The following is a 16,817-nucleotide window of genomic DNA, read 5'->3' on the forward strand; positions in this document are numbered from 1 at the left end:
CCTTTTGGACGCCGATCACCCCAGAAGCGGGGTCCTTATTGCAAGCCGTTCAACATTCCGATCGATTGCCCGGCCGGGCAGCCTGCGCGTCCCTACTCAGTCCACGATATCGGAAGCGATCGACACCTCCAGCTCCACCAGCAGATACGGTCGGCGGCCATCCTCGCCGGCAGCCTTTCGTACTACCTGTACCTTGGGATCGCCCGTCCATAGACCGACGACGTCGTAGGTTAGCCACCTAGCCAGGCTACGGGATGCGAGCGCCACGAGCTCGCGACGAAGTGCTAGGGTCTTTCCGCAGCTCGGCAGATGTTCGGCGACGAGCCTGGCTGGTACTATCTCGATCGCCCTACCGGCGGATTCGGGTCCCAATAGCATGTAGAACGCTGCGTCTGTGTTCTTTGAAATGTCTGTGAGCTGCTGTCTTACGATCTCGAAGCTGTTCTTCCAGCGAGCATCGGGCCCTTTCTTGAGCTTTTTGACTTGGATCAGCGTCGCACGGTTCGCCAACACCTTTCCATCCCTACGAGCCGTCATGATCAGGCAGACGTCGGTCGAGAAGGATGTGGTCGGATCGATACCCGGTTGTCCCTCTTCGTGCTTGGAGACCATCCGATCGCGGAGACTGAAGGAGATGCGGCGCCCTCCCGGTCGTCTTCCCGCTACGGCGGCAATATCTGCCTCGACAATTCCGAGCGCTACCCTTACGTCGCTAAGCAGCTTGACGGTCAGCGGCTCCTCATCCTCGCGCCAATGCCCCTCGTAGGAACCCGTGAAGGTTGAGGCCGCCCGCCGCACAGCACTCTCGATCGCCATCTCGACCTGCCTGTCGCCTATCCAGGTCAGCGGACTCGCGCGATGACGCTCGTCAAGTTCGGCCAGCCGCCGACCGGAATCCAGTATGCCGGTCGGGAGAGGGCGGTCAGCCTCGATTGGCTCGTCTGCCCCCAGCTGTCGGAGCGCAGTGGCACGGTGACGCACCAGCGACGAAGGATGTGCCAACAGGCTGTCCAAGACGCTCGATCCTTGGTCCAAGGACGCCTCGCAGATCGCGGCGGCAACGGTCATGACGAGTTCATCGACCCGCTCCGATCCGTGCCAGAGAATACCCTCGAGCAGTGCAGAGCGCATGTTATCCGCTTTGCCTGCAAGGCTGACGAGATTGGCCACCCACGCGGCACGGACCTCTGGCGTGCATGCTATGAGGTCGAAGTCGGGGTGCAGGTTTCTCCATCGCATGGGCAGGCTGTCGAGGAGCCGGATGAGATCGTCTTCGTGTTCGTCTTCGATTTCGTCGGCCACGTCCCGAAGGAAGCAGGCGGACTGCACGCGCCTCCACTCCCCGGAGCTGCGTGACTGCTTTAGAAGGTTCGGGATCAGCCGTCCGACGTCGCTTCTCGGACTGCGGCTTGCCTGATGGATCAACGGGCGCAAGTCCTGAGCACTGAATCTTAGGAGCTGAGCCAATTGAAAGTCATGGTAGGACAGCTTCGACATCAGTCGTTCGGTCATGGCGCGAGTCAGACGGGGGTAGCCGGCCAAATCCGGTGGCAGCCGATCAAAGCAGCGCGTGTAATCGCCTGTGTTCTGGAGAACCGCATCGGTCAAACCATCTGCGTTCGCCGGCCATCCAGACCGCAGCGATCGAAACACGAATTCCCGGACAATCGTACGATCGGAATCGCCCGCATCCTTCAAGTCATCGATGGCATCGAGCACAGCGAAGGCTTGAACGGGTAACAGCTGGGGTTCCTGCCTCCCGTTGAGCACGCGCGCCTCGGTTTCGAGTGGCGCTACGCCTTCGGGACGCTCGCTTGGGAGTCCGAACCTGGCTAGCCACGCGTCATCGAGGATCGACGTGAGCGCCTCAACCTCGTTCATCTCTGAGCTCGTTTCGATAGGCTCTTTCTGCAAGTCAGCTTTCTCTTCTATCTTTTCATCTGAACGTTCGACAGCTAAGCGCTCGACGGCCGGTCGTTTGATCATGAGCGCGAGAACTCTTCGAATGAAGGTCCGTCCTTCAGTCGAAACTCCACCTCGTAGCTTTTGAACGAGACGGATGGCACTGCGCTAAGGGCATAGTGGAGCTTGTCCTCCCCTCGTGAGGCGATGACCAGTCCCTCTACAGCCTCACCTGCCTGAGCAAGGTGGGCCTTAACCCATCCGATATAGCGCAGTATTTGCCCGACGACCGCATCGGACGACTTGTCACGCTTGAGCTCGATCACTAGCCATCTGGGCTCACGTCTATGTTTCGCCAAGAGGTCAATTCTGCCGATCGGGGTCGGAAACTCGTATCCTGCCTCCGGTTCCCCGTCACGAAAGAACAAATCCCAGTCGTTAGACAGCTCGAGCTGAGACCAGTTGTCGAAAAGGTAGTCATGTAGGTGGCGTTCGATCGCAAAGCGGGCCGCAACTTGCGCGGTTCGGACATCAGAAATCGGCGAGGTTTCATCCGCGACTTCAATTTCCTCCTGTTCGCCGGAAAGATACCACCAAATGGTGTCGAGGGTCCAAAGGTCGACCTCGAGTTCCCTAGCTAGTTCATTGAGGACGGCATTGATTGCGGCATAGCGTACGCCAAAGCTTGCCCCGCGCGGCCAATCAGGCATCAGGTCGAGGTCGACCAGCCCACGCTCGGAGGTGTTATTCCAGACGCCATACTTGTTTGGGTACGCCACGATCAGGATCGCAGTGATGATTCCCTTGCCTAGACCCTTTACATCGGTCGCGGCCCGGGTCCGCTCCTCAATCGGCCGGCTTTCATCGACCAGCGCGCCGAGAGCGGCGCGAGTTGCGGCCATGTCAGTGCAAATGCGGTTGCTCTGTCGGAAGAGCCCAGACCAGTGCTTGTTGTTCTCGATCAAGAGAAATGAGCGCAAAACCTTTTCGTCGATCTGCTCAATATGGCCAGGCTGGAACTGCGGACCATAGCGATCGACGACGCTATCTCGAGATTCGAGAATCTCACGAATTTCACCGTCCTTCTGCATTGCGGCCTTAGCTGCGCGTAGACGCCCAAGTGCATCTGCCGAAATCGTTCCGCTCACAGGTCTTTCCCCTTGATGTAATTAGACCGCGCGGGTCCTGGCCGCGTCGAGAATAGTCGGTCAGCAATAAACATCCATGACGACAGCCTCCTCCTCACATGAACAGAAATAGTTTATGGGATCAACACTGAGTTGCCCAGCCGTTAGAAGCTGGCGCACGATGCTTCCTGGAAAATCTATGTCAGGTTAATGGCGGGTGTTTGAATGGGCCGCTGTTCCTGCCCGCGACGGGGTACGGCGTATTTTGGTCGCGAGCCGCCGCTGCGTGAACGTGAGCTATATCCCTTCGAGCAACATACTGCGGAGCAACAATCAGCAGTTTCGGCTCTTCAGCCGTGTCAATGCCCACGAATTGTTCGGCGCGGTCCATAGCCGACAGTCGCCAGCTGCCAATGCTGCAAGGCAGTGTTCCCTGAACCGGTAGTTCGATAAAGGGCGCAGCATGTTTCGGGTAAATAACCTCTATGTCGCAAGCGAAGCTTCAGTCTCCAGATCTTCTGCACCAAGGGATCAGACAGTCAAAGGTGCCGCGAGTGTTATGGCGCAGATGAATGCCCGGATGCGCGTCGAAGGCGCCTCCGAATAAGATAAATGAAGTGCGCGCAGGCAAGCAGCGTTGATATTGTTGGTGAGCTGAGATCAGACCAGAAGGTGCCCATCCAGGACCTAGCAAGCACGTTGGCACTCGATCGGGCCCGTCGCCAAAGCCGGGAACGCTAAGAAGCCAGCACGGCGTTAAAAAAACGGACTAGAGTTCTCGGATCTAGGTTGCGTCAAATTGGGGCAGCCATAGTGCGTCGACGAATGATAGAGCGACAAACTACTGGAGGTGGACCGGCCCAGTGTAGCTCGCGGGTCGATCTCTTCGATACTTGGTCAGCCGACAGCTGCCGCCGACAGGGAGACGAGAAGTGGGTCTTGCCTCTTGCCCGTGTGGTTAGACTGACCCTTAAGTATACTCTCGAAAACCTCGTTCCGCTTAGCTGCCCTGTCCGCAAGGCGATCAAAGGCCAGAACCTCAACTATCATATTATGCCACGGAAAATATCGGTAAGCCATCGGACCGCCTTGATTGGAAAGGACAAACTCTTCGCGTTTGAGATAAGCTTCTAATTTCTCATTCCAGTCCATCAGAACATAAGCCCGAACCATCCTATCAGGTTTAATTAAGATGTCGCGACCGCCACTGCTAATAATTTTCCCGCGATCGCGAATTTGAGCAACTTGATCTTTTACCTGCTGAACTGGGTTGTCGGTCGGACTCTTGGGTTCTTCACCGTGCTCGAATGTCTTTTTCATTGGTCGCTTCATTTCCACGACAAGAAGTTCATCTTGGTTGTTTATCAGAAGGTCATGCGCGTAGTCCCCAGCTGCGCGGCCCTTTCCAGCGGTTGTGCGATCGCTAGAGATGTATTCCGCATAGGCAAGGTCATCGTCGATCAGCCAAAGATTGTGGCTGTCATAGTTAATCTCTTCGCTATCCTTATAGCGGGGGTAGACCAACTCATGAACCGCATCCTCTTTGGCGAATCTCCCATCCTGGCGATTGAGCATCTCCTTGAAGATGCGGATCGTGTTGGATCGATATGCCACGTACACAGCCAAAGCCTCTTTGGCCTCGTCTCGGATATTCTCTCTGACGACCCTTTGAAGGTCTTCATACGGTGTGGTCGAGTTTATCTTGCGGAAATCGAATTTCTGACGCTGGCGCTCGATGAAGAGGTCGGCTGCAAGTTGCTCCTTAGATTCAAGTATCCCTCGAGAATTGACGAACTCGTCGAGTGTCTTTCCTCCCAGCCCTCGCCTAAGAATTGGATCAAGGGCTATAAGCTCTTCAACGTTCTTCCGAATCTGATTTCTTCGACGCGACTCATACTCGGGTTCGAAGTCTAGAATAAGGTTCTTCGCAATCTGAGTGAGCTCTTTGCGAACTGTGGGGGCACGAGTTCCACCATCTATCTTGGCGTTCAGGTTTTCGATCTTGTCGCGGGACTGAGAGGCCCGAAAGAAGGAGCTTGTTGCGGCCACCAAATAGAAATACTTCCGGCCCGCATCGTCCTCGAATGAGTTATCTTTGAGGCCTTTGGAAATGTGTTCCAGGTCGCTGGTTGCGCGATTATCAACATAGAAATAAAGATCGTGTTGCTTGGCTTTCCCGGCCTCGATTTGCATGAAGGTAAGCTCAAAATCATATACTGTCCCATCGATCGAGACGGGTACAATTTTTCGGCCAACATTCCGGATGCTGCTTGCGAAATAATCGGTGAGGTTGAATTTTACACCGTTGATATCGAAAATGAAGTCATTCGGGGTCTTCCCTTGAATAAAATCCAGGAGGAAGTGGTCGAGGATGCATTCAACTACGTCTAGCTCTGTAAGGGATCCATCGATATCGTCCGATGCAAGATCAAAGAACGAAGTGTAGTCCTCTCGGGGTTTGCAGAAAAGAACCGAAAGCCCTCGGTCATGTGGATGTGCGGATATCCGCTCGAAACCACTCATGGGGACCAAGTTATCTTCATCACTTAGCGGCTTGTATTCATAGCTCTCTAAATCATATTTTCCAGGCGCAGTCTCTGTCCTCGAAGAGTAAAATACCTCATCGAATATCTTGAAGGAAATGAAGCGTCCGAACCCCTTTCCGTTCCGTTGAAATTTATGTCCAGTGAATGGAGTCAGGAAATGGCGGACGTTCTCAATCGAGAAACCATCACCATTATCCACTACTGCCAGCGTTTTGGAGGCTTGATCGAAAGTAATCCGGATGCTTCCCTTTGCAGGGACATCGTCGCCAAAACGATCTTCAATAGAGTGAAGCGCGTTCGAAACGGCTTCGAATAGCGGGAAAAGGAAGCCTGCCAATCCACGAGGTAAAGAAGCGCGTTGTATTTCGGATGCAAGGTCAACGGGACGATGGCGCATTTCAAACCTCGATGGTATCGCATGGGGCAGCACAAAGAGTTGCATGTACCGATAGCACCTCGGGCGGCCAACCGCCACGCTGTTGAGGTAGCTTTCCTGGGAGGCAGGATCTGATCCAAGGCTTCTGAGGTGCGCCATGCGTGGGCTGACCAGGCTTTGGCGGATCTGCGCGGTGACTGGGGCCCTGGGCATCGTCGGACCGGCTGGCCCGCAAGGCGCTGAACGGCGGCTGCATGGGACGTGAGAGGTTTTTGCCTTCCTGCACTTTGTTGGCTGCTGGGGCTCTGCTGCGTAAATCCCGTTTGGGATTCATCTCATGAATCCAGCATGGTAACTTTGAGGCATGAGCAGACCTAGGCCCCCGACCTAAAAAACCAGGAACTGGCCAGCCTACAACGAGGCGCTCAAGCGCCGTGGCTCGCTGACGATCTGGTCCGGCTCTGATATGAGCTGGGAGGCCGCGCCGACTGGCCGACGTGGCAGGCAGCAGACCTACAGTGATGCCGCCATCCAGACCTGCCTTTCCATGAAGGTATTGTTCGGCAGCGGCTCCGGTCGGGCAACCCGGATGCCTACTTCACACTCTTCGATTGCAGCAATAGCATGTGCCAAGGATAGTGTCCGGGTATCTGTCCTGTCCATGCCTTGTGCGCCGCCGATCGGGGTTGCATAGAGCGGCACCGCGACGGCTCCCCACTCGGCCGCAGCCAGTAGGGACTGATCGACGAGACTCTGCACCTAATCGAGGTCAAAACCGGTGGTCGTCGTCACCTTTGGGGCTCAGGTCTCGTCCATTGCCTGCGCCTTCAAGGCCAAAGCATTGTCCGCGATGACGGGAATGTCGGGATATTTCGCGAAATGGTCCTCGAGCAATGCGGTGCTGGCGCCGCTTTTCACCTGGACCTGCACGCCATCGACGATGAGGTCGTAGCCGGGGGTCGTTGTGCCATCGGCAAGCACTGTGGGCAGCGGGCGGCCGTCAGATCAGCGCGCTGATCTGACGGCTGGAACGGCTTCCCGCAATCGAGGTGATCTGCCACAACCGCTGTTCGCCTGGCTTGAGGCGTGCATGACGGACGATCTGATCGCTGCGATGGAGGTCCGGGACGGCATGCCGGCTCCGTCGACCGTGCGCTCCACGACGGAGTCGCTTGTGCGGGCTTCGATGAAAGAGGCGCTTGCCCTCGATGTCCTGCGGGCGCGCGATAAGCTGGCCCGACTTCTGGCGGCGAAGCCTTCCGTGACGGAAGCTGGGAGGCAACTCGGATTGAAGCTCGGTGACGCCGTTTGGGGTGTGCAAGAAAGGAGTCGCATTAATTTCACGGCACGGGACGAACATCGTTGCCTCAACTGCAACTCGGCCCAGAGCGGACGGTCAACCTCGCCCTACGCTGTGTGACCGAATCCCTGTAAACCGAGGCTCGAATGGTGCCCGGCGAAGACTTGTCTATGGTATGATGCTCAGCGGACAGCGTTCGACTGTGAAGGAATTCATGGACATCCTGCGCATGCCGAGACAGTCTTCACGGTCACAATAGAGGGGGGAAAGTATGGGTGAAGCAAAGCGGAATGCAGCAGATCTGAAGAAATGGCTTGATGCACTGACGGATGAAGAGCGTGTCGTTTACGAGTGCGCGCGTGCGCTCTTTGACCGCTTCATTCATCCGAGACGTGTCAGTGAGATGTGCTATCATTCGGTATTCTTTCTCTACGAATACATCAAAAAGAGTCACGGCATCATCGTCGAGCCGGTGATCGGGTATATCAACGATGGCACCGATGAGGTGCTAATGTCACATGCGTGGTTGGAGTTCAGCGGAAAGAAGACCGATGTTAGCCTCGCTTTTACCTCACGGCCGGACATCAACCCGCCCGGCCAACTAATCTATCTCGATCACGTCTTTGGTCGGGGGCATGTCTACAGCTACCACCGTGAAATGTCTGAGCCCGGTCGGGCGGCACTTGACGAGTTCCGCAGTGCCGGGGGTGCTGCCATGGTAGATCATAAGGAACGAGAGCACGCTGGAATGCTCGCGTTGGCTGAGGATAAAGGTATGATTCGAACTTATCTGGATTCCGCACCCAGTGGTATGACCTATGAAGAGATAGTGGCAGGAATTAGTAGTTGAAGCCCTTATCGGGACGTTTCAGTGCGCGAGATTTGTTGGAGATTGATACGATCCATGGTCGTCATTCCGCCTTTCGTTAGCCTGCGTGGCGGCATGACGGAAAGTGGCAATCTGATGGGTGGACTTGCACTCATTTGTTTCCGATCATATGCTCATCTTATGCAACCCTCTGTTCATGGCCCCATTAAGATGGGGTGCCTGCCAAGTATCATTTTGAATGGAGTGGGCCGATGTTTCGGTCGTTCATCATTAACAAATTGTGTGGATGTCTGAGGGCCGCAAGATTGCTTGGTTGGAACAATGCAATGGAGAAATTCATGCCAGAAAATAGATCTAAACTTGTTCGTCTGAATATAAAAAACATTGGCTGCATTGGCCCGGAAGGCCTAACGGTCGAAATGGACGATATTGTCTGCATTGTTGGTAAGAACAATGCAGGAAAGTCAACTGTGTTGCGCTCATATGAGCTCGCTCAAGGTTCAGAAAAATTCGACTGGTCCCGCGATCGTTACGCTCAAGCAAGCGAAGATCAGCCTTCTGAAGTTGTCTTAGAGATTCATATCCCAGACGGTCTGGGCAATGTTGGGGCCGAGTGGAAGCGAACGGAGGGTGATTTTCGTATCCTGACTAGCCGCTGGCAGTGGTGGCAGCAACATCTTGGTGATTCGAAAAACTTTCCGATACGACAGACGCTCATGCCTGGGCAACCGATTGAGGAAAATGAAGGATATGCCCAGGATGGTAAGGCTGGTGGGGCAGATAATGTATTCAAATCACGGCTGCCTCAACCTGTTCGAATCGGCTCCAGAAATGATCCTGCCGAAGCGGAGAAGGCACTACTAAAGCTTGTTCTGGAGCCCGTGGTCACTGCCTTGGCAACTGCTGCCGCGAGTGATCACACTGCTCTCTTTCAAGCGGTGTCGGCCTTACAGGAAAGCGTTCAAGGCATTGTCGCTGAACAGGCTGCACAATTTGAAGATGCGGTTCAGAGTGTCGAAAAAGGCTTATCGGATGTTTTTCCTGGACTTGCGGTGAAGCTTAACGTTAAATCGGCTCCTCCAAAATTCGACGTATCAAAGTTAGTAGGCGACGGCTCTGGCCTCAGGATTACAGATGGTGGATCTGAAGTTCAACTCTCTCAGCAGGGAGCTGGTGCTCAGCGCGCTCTTTTCTGGACTATGCTGCAGGTTCGAAATCAATTGGAGAGCGATAAAAAGGTACGTGACCAGAGAATTAAAGATCTGGGAGTTCAAATTAAAAAGGTTTCACAAGACCCAGTGAAATCCGCTGAAGTTCAGGCTCAAATGGATGCCATCAGAGCTGGAGGTGTTATTCCCCGTGATGAAGGTGATCCTGCGTTGCCTGGATATATTCTTTTGATAGATGAGCCAGAGAATGCTCTTCACCCTTTGGCTGCACGTGCAGCTCAACGGCAACTGTATCAGTTAGCGCAACAGCCTGAGTGGCAGGTAATGATGACCACGCATTCAACGCTTTTTGTAAATCCCGCTGTAGATCATACCACAATTCTAAGGTTGGAGCGTGAGGAGGCTGGAGCACACTTGTCACCGAGAACCTATAGAACTGATACGGCAGGTTTCACGGAGGACGAGAAGGACGTTCTAAAGGCCATCCAAGAAATGGACCCTACATTCTGCGAAGTATTTTTTGGCAGCTATCCGATAGTTGTAGAGGGAGACACGGAACACGCCGCTTTTATTGCGGCGGTCGTAGAAGTAGGCCATGAGCTCATTGATCATGTAACCATTATCAAGACGCGTGGTAAGCCTCAACTTCGTGCCGTAATGAGAATGTTAATTCACTTCCGCAAAAATTTCGGGGTCATTCATGACTGCGATTGGCCTTATGATGCAAAGCGTAGTTTCAATGCAGATGGTCAAAGAAAAAAATCGGGATCATGGTCGCACAACTTAGAGATTCGCAAGCTGGTTAATTCTGCAAAGTCAAAAGGCGTTTGCGTTTCCCATGAGGTCAGCATACCCGATTTCGAAAGAAGGATTGGCCTGCCGCGTGGAGCGGGCGGGAAACCTTTTGAGGCATATGGTAAAATTAAAGAGAGCGCTGCGCTAAAGAAATATATCCAAGATCTTTTGACAGCGCTTAAATCTCCCCAAGGTTATGCCGAAGACGCTCATCCAGACTGTGACGCCTCAGAATTTGTCGCCGACCTTTTGGTGAAACTTACTGCAGCTGCTACGGAAAGCAATTGGGATGACTCTCATAGAGCTGATGGTACTAGTAATGATAATGTGCTCGCAGGCCAATAGCCTCAGTGTCATTTCTCCGATATTAGAATAATCCAATGGTCCCCGCTCAGCACCTGACTTCCTCGTAAATTCTTGTAGGTTGCAGCTCCTGCAACAGGGGCTGCATTTATTTGGAGACGTGGCTATGAGCTTGCGCTGGTTGGGTGCTCAACTTACGGAGCGCACGGCTTGGCTCAAACTTATAAATCCAGCGCAATCTGCTCGTTTAGGATGAATACACAGTCAAAATAGCGGCGGCCCATACCACAGAGAAATTTTGTGGATTCCTAACAGAAACCATGCCGGACAGCCGCCAAACTGCTTGCCTAACCGCATAGACCGTACACTGAATAGGACGGCATGTCCGTTTCTCCTTACCTCCATGAGTTAGGGGATGAGGGGGGATGGCTGCTTTCCGCCCTCACGACCAATCCAGCAGGGATCCTGCTGCGGCCGGCTTGAACGACTGCTCTGGCAGTGTTTCTGCGATAGCCACGCCGCAGCGCAGTCAGACAGCTCCCCGCCCATCTGCGAACGACATCTGATCAGCATTTGCGTCGATTTTCTTGGCTTCAACGTCTATACTTCTGGAAAGGAGTTCACGATGAGCGACGATTGGTACGATCACACGATCCGGCTTCTGCGAGAATTCCGGAAGGAGATGCGTGAAGACCTGAACAGCAGGCTCGATAGCATTATTCGCATCGGGAGCTCTCTCACGGTGAGCCATGCAGCTCATCGGCGGGGAAGTATTGCGGCACTTCAGCAGCGGGTTCGTCAGGACGGCTTCAAGCAGCTCCAAGACGAAAAAGCCTTTCTGGATGACTTGTCTGGAAACATCTAGAAATTCATCCTGTAGCCTTGAAGCCCTCAACAATCGGCCAGCAGGCATGGATATTTCCCGGGCGGCACGCAGCCTTCGAGTGTTCACGCCACGGACGCACGATCACGATAGTCCCAACTCCTGAAGCCTCTTCTGCGCCGTCTTCCAATGCACATTATAGGCATTTGCGACGTAATTGATCGAGCGCGTAGAGATCCAAAGCTGGCGAACCTGATCTTCCGGCATATCTGGGATCTTGCGACCTGAGCTCACTTTTGTCCCGGCATCACGAAGCCAGCGTGACAGCGTCGCTTCTCCGACTGAATGACGCTCGCGGAGGTCCGCTAACGTAGCACCTTCTTGAAACTCTTTGCTGATATAGGCGCGGAAGGGAATGCCATAGAGTTCCAGAACCTTCAGAGCCTTTCTTGAGCCAATCCCGTAGTGCCGCATGAAGCTTGCCATCGTGCCGTCGCGCATGAACACCGCGTGAATTTCCTCAGCTGGGACGGGTTCGTCCCTGCGGCGTGATTCCATTGCAAACCTTCGCCCGGTTTCGATGACGTCGCGCCGATACCAGCAGCGCTTCCGCATATCGAAGTCACTTCCAACCACGCGTATCAGCAGCATTCTGCCTGATTTTGACGATACCATAGTTGGCATATTTGGCAGGGCCTTCTCACATTACCTCAGGTTTGCAGGCGGGTTTGGTGAAGAAACGACACGAGCAAACCGCAAGAGAGTTGACGGCACGAATCGCCGCTGAATCTATGTGCCGAGACAGTGGCCCAAGAAGTTTGCCTGAGGTTTTCCATGTCTGTCGATCTGCAACGTCACGAGCTGATAAAGTTTCGCCTGAGATCCGGCGGAAGCTCGTTTGCGCAGGTCGCGAAGTCGGAAGGCGTTCTGCCGTCCAGTGTCACCGTGGTGAGCCAAGGCTATCGGCGCTCTCATCGCATACAAGCAGCAATAGCCAGGGTGATTGGCACAACCCCGCAAGAGCTGTTTCCTGAACGATACCCAGTAAAGGAGGACGACGTGCCCATGTAGCGTCAAAGGCGAAAACCTTCCTGCTGGTAACAGGAAGGCTCACCAAAAGTAGGCGTCGATTGATACCCGACACCTCTTTCATCCCCCGAGACGCAGAAAAAGTCAACCCGCCGGAGTGGTTTCGGCGGGGCCACCCCCTGCATTTCCTGAAAGGAGGCGGAAGCGCTTCTTCCCCCGCGCCGGACGGCAGCGGCCCGGAACACCTGCGCTCCGAACACACTACATGATCCAGAACTTGATTTACCGCGGGCCGGATCCGAGCCGCGCGAGCCGCGACGTCGTGCACCGTTCCAGGGGCAGCCTCCGTGGCAGCATGATCGCCATGCTGCCTGCGTTTCCGCGGCCTCGTGTTATCCAGTTTGAAAGTATGCTGGAATATCGCTTTCTGTGCCTGACACTGGTGCGCGATGATGTTGTCGACATCGTCGAGCAACCGCCCGCACTTGTCTACCAGCGGCAGGATGGCACCCGGGCGCACCATACCTTCGATTTTCTGCTGCGCATGGCGGATGGCGAACGGATTGCAGTGGCGATCAAGCCTGCCGAGCGCGTAATTCGCAGGGATTTTATGACTGAGCTGCGCCATGTCGCCGCCGCGATGCCGAAGCATTTTGCGCATCGCATCAAGCTCGTCACGGATGAACATCTGGACAAACGGGCAGCCGCTGACGCCGCGCGTCAGCTCATGCGGTCCCGCCCGGCGTTGTCGGAGGTGGCGGCATGAACATGCGGCTTCGCCTTTCACATTCCGATCTGCTGAGTCTTGCCGATGTCCCCTATCGGCCGGTGGACGTGCAGGACGATTTTATCATCCTCGAACAGGCCGACAGGCCGGGCACAACCCAAAGCTTCACGCATGAAGAGATTGCTGCGCTTCTCAGGGCACCCGATACGCGCTTTACGCCGGGATATTTCACGGCGGCACGGGCTCGGCTGCGCCAAACATGCCCGGTAGATCTGTTGTCAGAACTGGATAGCGATGTTCGGGCGGTCCTGTTGTGGCAGAAAGCGGCGTGCGATGCATTCCTGCTGCTGGAGCAGCAAGGGAAGATCAAACGAACCTACTGCGCGGTCGATGCCGCGCGCCCTCTCCTTGAGTATGAGACGAAGAGGCTCGACGGACAGCAGATCAAGGACCGCGAGTCCGGCAGAGCGGGAGCGCTGACTGTTTCTCGCAAGTTCCCTTGTGCAAAGTCAATTTTGCGGTGGCTGGCACTATACGAAGAAGGAGGCCACGATGTGCTCGCGCTGCTTCCGCACTGGCACCGCAGCGGCAACCGGGGATTACGCTGGTGCCATGCATCAGAAGCCTTCGCCTATCAGGTCATTGATATCTATGCATCGTCGCAGCGACCAACCAAAGATCAGGCCATTGCCGAGACGTTGAACCGCTTCAAGGCCGAAAACGTGCAGCGGCTTGATGAGGAGTTGCCTCCGCTGACTGTTCCGTCCTCGCGCAGCCTGCACCGTCGCCTGGACGGCGTGGATCGATACTATTTGTGCGCGAAACGCTACGGGGTTGATGCCGCGAACCGCAAGTACCGGCTCATCGAGACGGGTGTCGAGGTCCTGACACCTGGTGAACGGGTCGAAATGGATGAGCATCGCCTTGATGTTATCACCCTTTTGGCCCCCTCGGGCGTTCTGGCACATCTGCCTGTGGATCAGGTGGAACGGCTGAAGGGGCGGCGCTGGCTCTATCTGGCAATAGATTGCGCTACAAAGTGTATTCTGGCGATGCGCCTCGCGGATACCCCGAACGCACAGGACGCAATCCGCACTTTGCGGGACATCTTTGTCGACCGGACGCCCTATGCCCGAGCCGCCGGTTGTGAGAGTGCCTGGGACCAGCGGGGTGGTATCGGCGCACTGGTCACGGATCAGGGATCTGCCTTCATGTCGGCAGATTTCCGTGCCACGGCGACGGCACTTGGCCTGACCATGCACTTTCCGCCCGCCGGCATGCCCCATCTGCGCGGCACCATCGAAACCATGTTCCGGACAATCGGGTTTAAGCTCATGCCCCTTCTTTCGGGGCGGACTTTCTTCGATCCGGTCGACAGGGGCGACTATCCCTCGGAGCAGTTGGCCTGCCTTGATGATGACGACCTGATCCGTGTCCTGCTGACCTTCTTCGTTGATATCTATCACAACGAACCCCATCGGGGGCTGCACGGCGAGACCCCGGCTGATTGCTGGAAACGGCTTTCGAAAGAACAAGGTCTCCTGCCCATTCCAGATGGCCTGACGCTCAGAAAGGTGTTCGGCCGCCCCATGAGCCGGAAAATCCGGGGTGACGGCGTGCTGTTTGCGGGCTTGTCCTACAGCTGTCCGGCACTGCGGGAGATGTTCCTGCATGCCCCAGAGCGCGATGTGGAAATCCGTGCCGATCTTTTCGATCTCGGGTGGATCGCCGTGAAAGTCGGGGATGCCTGGCATTCCGCGATCTGTAATCACCGGGGCTTTGATGGCGTCAGATATACGGACTGGCAGGAAGCTTGTCGCGCCCTCCGGATAAAGCATCAGCGAGCGGCTACGCTTTCGGAAGAAGTGGTGCACCGGGCCATTGCCCGCATCTCCAACACCAATAGAGCTGCTGCGCTGCGGATGCAGCTGACGCCGTTCCACGTCACCGACGCCGAGGTCGCCCGGAATGAAAAGGCGCTGCATTACTCGCTGACCTCTTCGGTGGGGCATGTTGGTGACTGGATGCGCACCGGCGATCCGCTGACCGATGGCATCGATATCATCCCGATCGATTTGCCTGCGCCCCGTGAATCAACCGCAGCTCAGGCTCCAGTGCCACGCCCCTCCGAGCAACCAGCCAGATCCCGAAAATCCTGGACCTTCGACGATGAAGCGGAGCATTGACCATGAATGATATCATCCGTAGCACCGCCCTGAAGATCGCGACGTTGCGTGGACATTATGTCCGGCACGAGAGATTTGACCCCCTGCAGGCCCGCTTCCGGCTGTTGATCGAAAAGCGGCTTGCCGATATCGCGGGCGGGCGCAATGCCGAGGCCCATGGCATTGCCCTCTCGGGCGCATCTGGAACCGGCAAGAGCTGCGCAATCGCGCAACTCATAGCCAGATCCCGCCAGGATCTTGCTCAATCTTCCTTGCCATCTGCCGCAATCATCAGCCTGAGAGTGCCCTCTCCCGCGACCCTTAAGTTCGTCGGCCAAACCATCCTGCGCGCGCTCGGCTATCATCTCTCTTCTGAGAGGCAGGCCTGGTACATCTGGGATCTGGTGCGTCATCAGCTGCGCGAACGCGAAGTTCTGTTCCTTCATCTCGACGAAGCGCAGGATCTCAGCACTCGTGGCACCCGGCACGAACTTGATGCTGTGGCCTCGATGCTGAAGACCCTGATGACGGACGAGGGTTGGCCGGTTGGCATTCTGCTGTCCGGGACGCAGGAGCTGGAGAGCATTCTGAATCATGACCCTCAGCTTGCCCGCCGGATGGACACGGTCCATTTCGGGGCGCTATCGCCGGTCAGCCATGCCCCGGATGTGGCAGGTCTTATCGAGAGTTATGCGCGTCGCGCGGATTTGGGTCTGGCAGAGGACGCATCGGAAATCGCGCTGGCGGAGCGCCTGATCCACGCCGCGGCGTTCCAGTTTGGCCTTGTGATCGAGATCATCATTGGCGCGATAGAGATGGCACTGATGGAAGGCGGCGATCATCTGGAGTGGCGGCATTTCAAACTGGCGTATGAGGTGCGCAGCTCCTGCGCCGACGCATTCAACCCGTTCGTTGTCGATGATTATCACCGCATCGACACTCGCCAGGTTTTCAAGCGGGGGGACGAATGATGTTTTCCGCATTGCAGTCTTTGCCCCTGTCGGTACCGCGCGTCGCAGGGGAAAGTGCGACGTCGCTGGCCGCACGCCTCGCGCGGCGCAATGGTGCGCCCAGGTTGATCACGTTCTGCTCGGACATGGGGCTGGACCATCGCGGCCTGACTAATGGCAGTGATACCGAAGTACTTCGTCTCGCCGCGCTGGCTGGCTGCGCGCCCGAACTGCTGCTCAACTGGACGCCGCGCCTCACTGCCGACAGCTGGTTTCGTCTTGGCCGCGAGCGGATCAAGTTCACGGCCTTTGCCCGAACCAGGATCCGGGCATGCCCCACCTGCCTGGCCGGTGGTAGGACCGCGCATCAGGCAATCTGGCAGCTCAGTTCAATACGCCGCTGCCGCACGCATGGCTGTCTGCTGGTCGAACTGCCTGTCACCCCGGCCAACAAGGAGATCTTCGACTTCGCGTACCACGCCACGCGCGTTCGGTCGGGAAGCTTTGATACGATCACAGCGGATGAAAGCCAGTTGGAAAACTACCTGCTCGCCCGTATTCAGGGTGGCACAGGGAAGGAATGGATCGACAGGCTGCCTTTCCATGTCGCAGCCCAGACCTCTGAAAATCTCGGGGCGTTGATCCTGCTTGGCCCGGATGCACCCCGCGATCTGATTACCGAAGCGGAATGGCATCAGGCGGGCAGTATCGGTCTTTCGATTGTGTTTCGGCGTGCAACTTTCACCCCCTGACGGGGGGCATCGGCGCCCAATTTT

General features: G+C 55.9%; 14 protein-coding genes and 1 pseudogene. 9 read left to right on the forward strand and 6 right to left on the reverse strand.

The window, feature by feature from the left end; genetic code table 11:
• Positions 1-96: 96 nt before the first annotated feature.
• From JC607_RS24225 to JC607_RS24235, 3 genes are all read right to left on the reverse strand, one after another.
• Positions 97-1,986: a hypothetical protein gene (locus JC607_RS24225; RefSeq protein ID WP_198839279.1), complete on the reverse strand. Its 1,890-nt coding sequence runs from the start codon at positions 1,984-1,986 to the stop codon at positions 97-99.
• Complete coding sequence (locus tag JC607_RS26220; RefSeq protein ID WP_198839280.1) at positions 1,983-3,050, reverse strand: endonuclease NucS domain-containing protein; 1,068 nt, start codon at positions 3,048-3,050, stop codon at positions 1,983-1,985. The genes JC607_RS24225 and JC607_RS26220 overlap by 4 nt, the downstream gene beginning before the upstream one ends.
• An 876-nt stretch (positions 3,051-3,926) precedes the next feature.
• Positions 3,927-6,017 (reverse strand): ATP-binding protein, encoded by a 2,091-nt coding sequence (locus tag JC607_RS24235; RefSeq protein ID WP_233093136.1) that lies wholly within the window; start codon positions 6,015-6,017, stop codon positions 3,927-3,929.
• A 298-nt stretch (positions 6,018-6,315) separates the two neighbouring features.
• Between JC607_RS24235 and JC607_RS25875 the strand changes: the two are divergent.
• Positions 6,316-6,552, forward strand: a pseudogene (locus JC607_RS25875) (transposase); the annotation flags it as partial.
• Between the two features lie 200 nt (positions 6,553-6,752).
• Here the strand turns inward: JC607_RS25875 and JC607_RS24245 are convergent.
• Positions 6,753-6,932 carry a hypothetical protein gene (locus JC607_RS24245; protein ID WP_198839281.1) on the reverse strand — a complete coding sequence of 60 codons (180 nt, stop codon included), beginning with the start codon at positions 6,930-6,932 and terminating at the stop codon, positions 6,753-6,755.
• A gap of 109 nt (positions 6,933-7,041) precedes the next feature.
• Here JC607_RS24245 and JC607_RS24250 point away from each other — a divergent pair, with 109 nt between their 5' ends.
• From JC607_RS24250 to JC607_RS24260, 3 genes are all read left to right on the forward strand, one after another.
• A complete protein-coding gene (locus JC607_RS24250) occupies positions 7,042-7,371 on the forward strand; it encodes a hypothetical protein (protein ID WP_198839282.1) in 330 nt (109 codons plus the stop codon).
• A gap of 151 nt (positions 7,372-7,522) precedes the next feature.
• Positions 7,523-8,101, forward strand: a complete 579-nt coding sequence (locus JC607_RS24255; protein ID WP_198839283.1) for a hypothetical protein — start codon at positions 7,523-7,525, stop codon at positions 8,099-8,101.
• A gap of 305 nt (positions 8,102-8,406) precedes the next feature.
• Positions 8,407-10,389, forward strand: coding sequence for an ATP-dependent endonuclease (locus JC607_RS24260; RefSeq protein ID WP_198839284.1), 1,983 nt, complete (start codon positions 8,407-8,409; stop codon positions 10,387-10,389).
• A gap of 487 nt (positions 10,390-10,876) precedes the next feature.
• Here JC607_RS24260 and JC607_RS24265 read toward each other — a convergent pair whose 3' ends face one another.
• The gene (locus JC607_RS24265; RefSeq protein WP_198839285.1) at positions 10,877-11,260 is read right to left on the reverse strand and encodes a hypothetical protein; all 384 of its coding nucleotides are present in this window, start codon (positions 11,258-11,260) and stop codon (positions 10,877-10,879) included.
• A 54-nt stretch (positions 11,261-11,314) separates the two neighbouring features.
• Positions 11,315-11,821 carry a hypothetical protein gene (locus tag JC607_RS24270; protein WP_198839286.1) on the reverse strand — a complete coding sequence of 169 codons (507 nt, stop codon included), beginning with the start codon at positions 11,819-11,821 and terminating at the stop codon, positions 11,315-11,317.
• 183 nt (positions 11,822-12,004) lie between these two features.
• On the opposite strand from JC607_RS24270, the gene JC607_RS24275 reads away from it, so the two are divergent.
• The 5 genes from JC607_RS24275 to JC607_RS24295 all read left to right on the forward strand — a co-directional run bounded on the left by JC607_RS24275 (position 12,005) and on the right by JC607_RS24295 (position 16,793).
• A complete protein-coding gene (locus tag JC607_RS24275) occupies positions 12,005-12,241 on the forward strand; it encodes a helix-turn-helix domain-containing protein (RefSeq protein ID WP_198839287.1) in 237 nt (78 codons plus the stop codon).
• Positions 12,242-12,464: 223 nt separating this feature from the next.
• A complete protein-coding gene (locus JC607_RS24280) occupies positions 12,465-12,965 on the forward strand; it encodes a Tn7 transposase TnsA N-terminal domain-containing protein (protein ID WP_233093137.1) in 501 nt (166 codons plus the stop codon).
• Positions 12,962-15,112 (forward strand): DDE-type integrase/transposase/recombinase, encoded by a 2,151-nt coding sequence (locus tag JC607_RS24285; RefSeq protein ID WP_198839288.1) that lies wholly within the window; start codon positions 12,962-12,964, stop codon positions 15,110-15,112. The genes JC607_RS24280 and JC607_RS24285 overlap by 4 nt, the downstream gene beginning before the upstream one ends.
• Before the next feature lie 2 nt (positions 15,113-15,114).
• Positions 15,115-16,062 carry a TniB family NTP-binding protein gene (locus JC607_RS24290; protein WP_198839289.1) on the forward strand — a complete coding sequence of 316 codons (948 nt, stop codon included), beginning with the start codon at positions 15,115-15,117 and terminating at the stop codon, positions 16,060-16,062.
• Positions 16,059-16,793 (forward strand): TniQ family protein, encoded by a 735-nt coding sequence (locus JC607_RS24295; protein ID WP_198839290.1) that lies wholly within the window; start codon positions 16,059-16,061, stop codon positions 16,791-16,793. Before JC607_RS24290 ends, JC607_RS24295 begins: the two co-directional genes overlap by 4 nt.
• Positions 16,794-16,817: the final 24 nt, after the last annotated feature.

Source organism: Paracoccus sp. IB05, from assembly GCF_016405985.1.
Lineage (GTDB): Bacteria > Pseudomonadota > Alphaproteobacteria > Rhodobacterales > Rhodobacteraceae > Pseudogemmobacter.

What these genes read in the sequence shown, in the direction of transcription:
- JC607_RS24225 (WP_198839279.1), bottom strand. Translation starts at nt 1,986, where the DNA reads ATGATCAAACGACCGGCCGTCGAGCGCTTAGCTGTCGAACGTTCAGAT.
- JC607_RS24235 (WP_233093136.1), bottom strand. Translation starts at nt 6,017, where the DNA reads ATGCAACTCTTTGTGCTGCCCCATGCGATACCATCGAGGTTTGAAATG.
- JC607_RS24250 (WP_198839282.1), top strand. Translation starts at nt 7,042, where the DNA reads ATGACGGACGATCTGATCGCTGCGATGGAGGTCCGGGACGGCATGCCG.
- JC607_RS24255 (WP_198839283.1), top strand. Translation starts at nt 7,523, where the DNA reads ATGGGTGAAGCAAAGCGGAATGCAGCAGATCTGAAGAAATGGCTTGAT.
- JC607_RS24260 (WP_198839284.1), top strand. Translation starts at nt 8,407, where the DNA reads ATGGAGAAATTCATGCCAGAAAATAGATCTAAACTTGTTCGTCTGAAT.
- JC607_RS24265 (WP_198839285.1), bottom strand. Translation starts at nt 11,260, where the DNA reads ATGCCTGCTGGCCGATTGTTGAGGGCTTCAAGGCTACAGGATGAATTT.
- JC607_RS24270 (WP_198839286.1), bottom strand. Translation starts at nt 11,821, where the DNA reads ATGCTGCTGATACGCGTGGTTGGAAGTGACTTCGATATGCGGAAGCGC.
- JC607_RS24275 (WP_198839287.1), top strand. Translation starts at nt 12,005, where the DNA reads ATGTCTGTCGATCTGCAACGTCACGAGCTGATAAAGTTTCGCCTGAGA.
- JC607_RS24280 (WP_233093137.1), top strand. Translation starts at nt 12,465, where the DNA reads ATGATCCAGAACTTGATTTACCGCGGGCCGGATCCGAGCCGCGCGAGC.
- JC607_RS24285 (WP_198839288.1), top strand. Translation starts at nt 12,962, where the DNA reads ATGAACATGCGGCTTCGCCTTTCACATTCCGATCTGCTGAGTCTTGCC.
- JC607_RS24290 (WP_198839289.1), top strand. Translation starts at nt 15,115, where the DNA reads ATGAATGATATCATCCGTAGCACCGCCCTGAAGATCGCGACGTTGCGT.
- JC607_RS24295 (WP_198839290.1), top strand. Translation starts at nt 16,059, where the DNA reads ATGATGTTTTCCGCATTGCAGTCTTTGCCCCTGTCGGTACCGCGCGTC.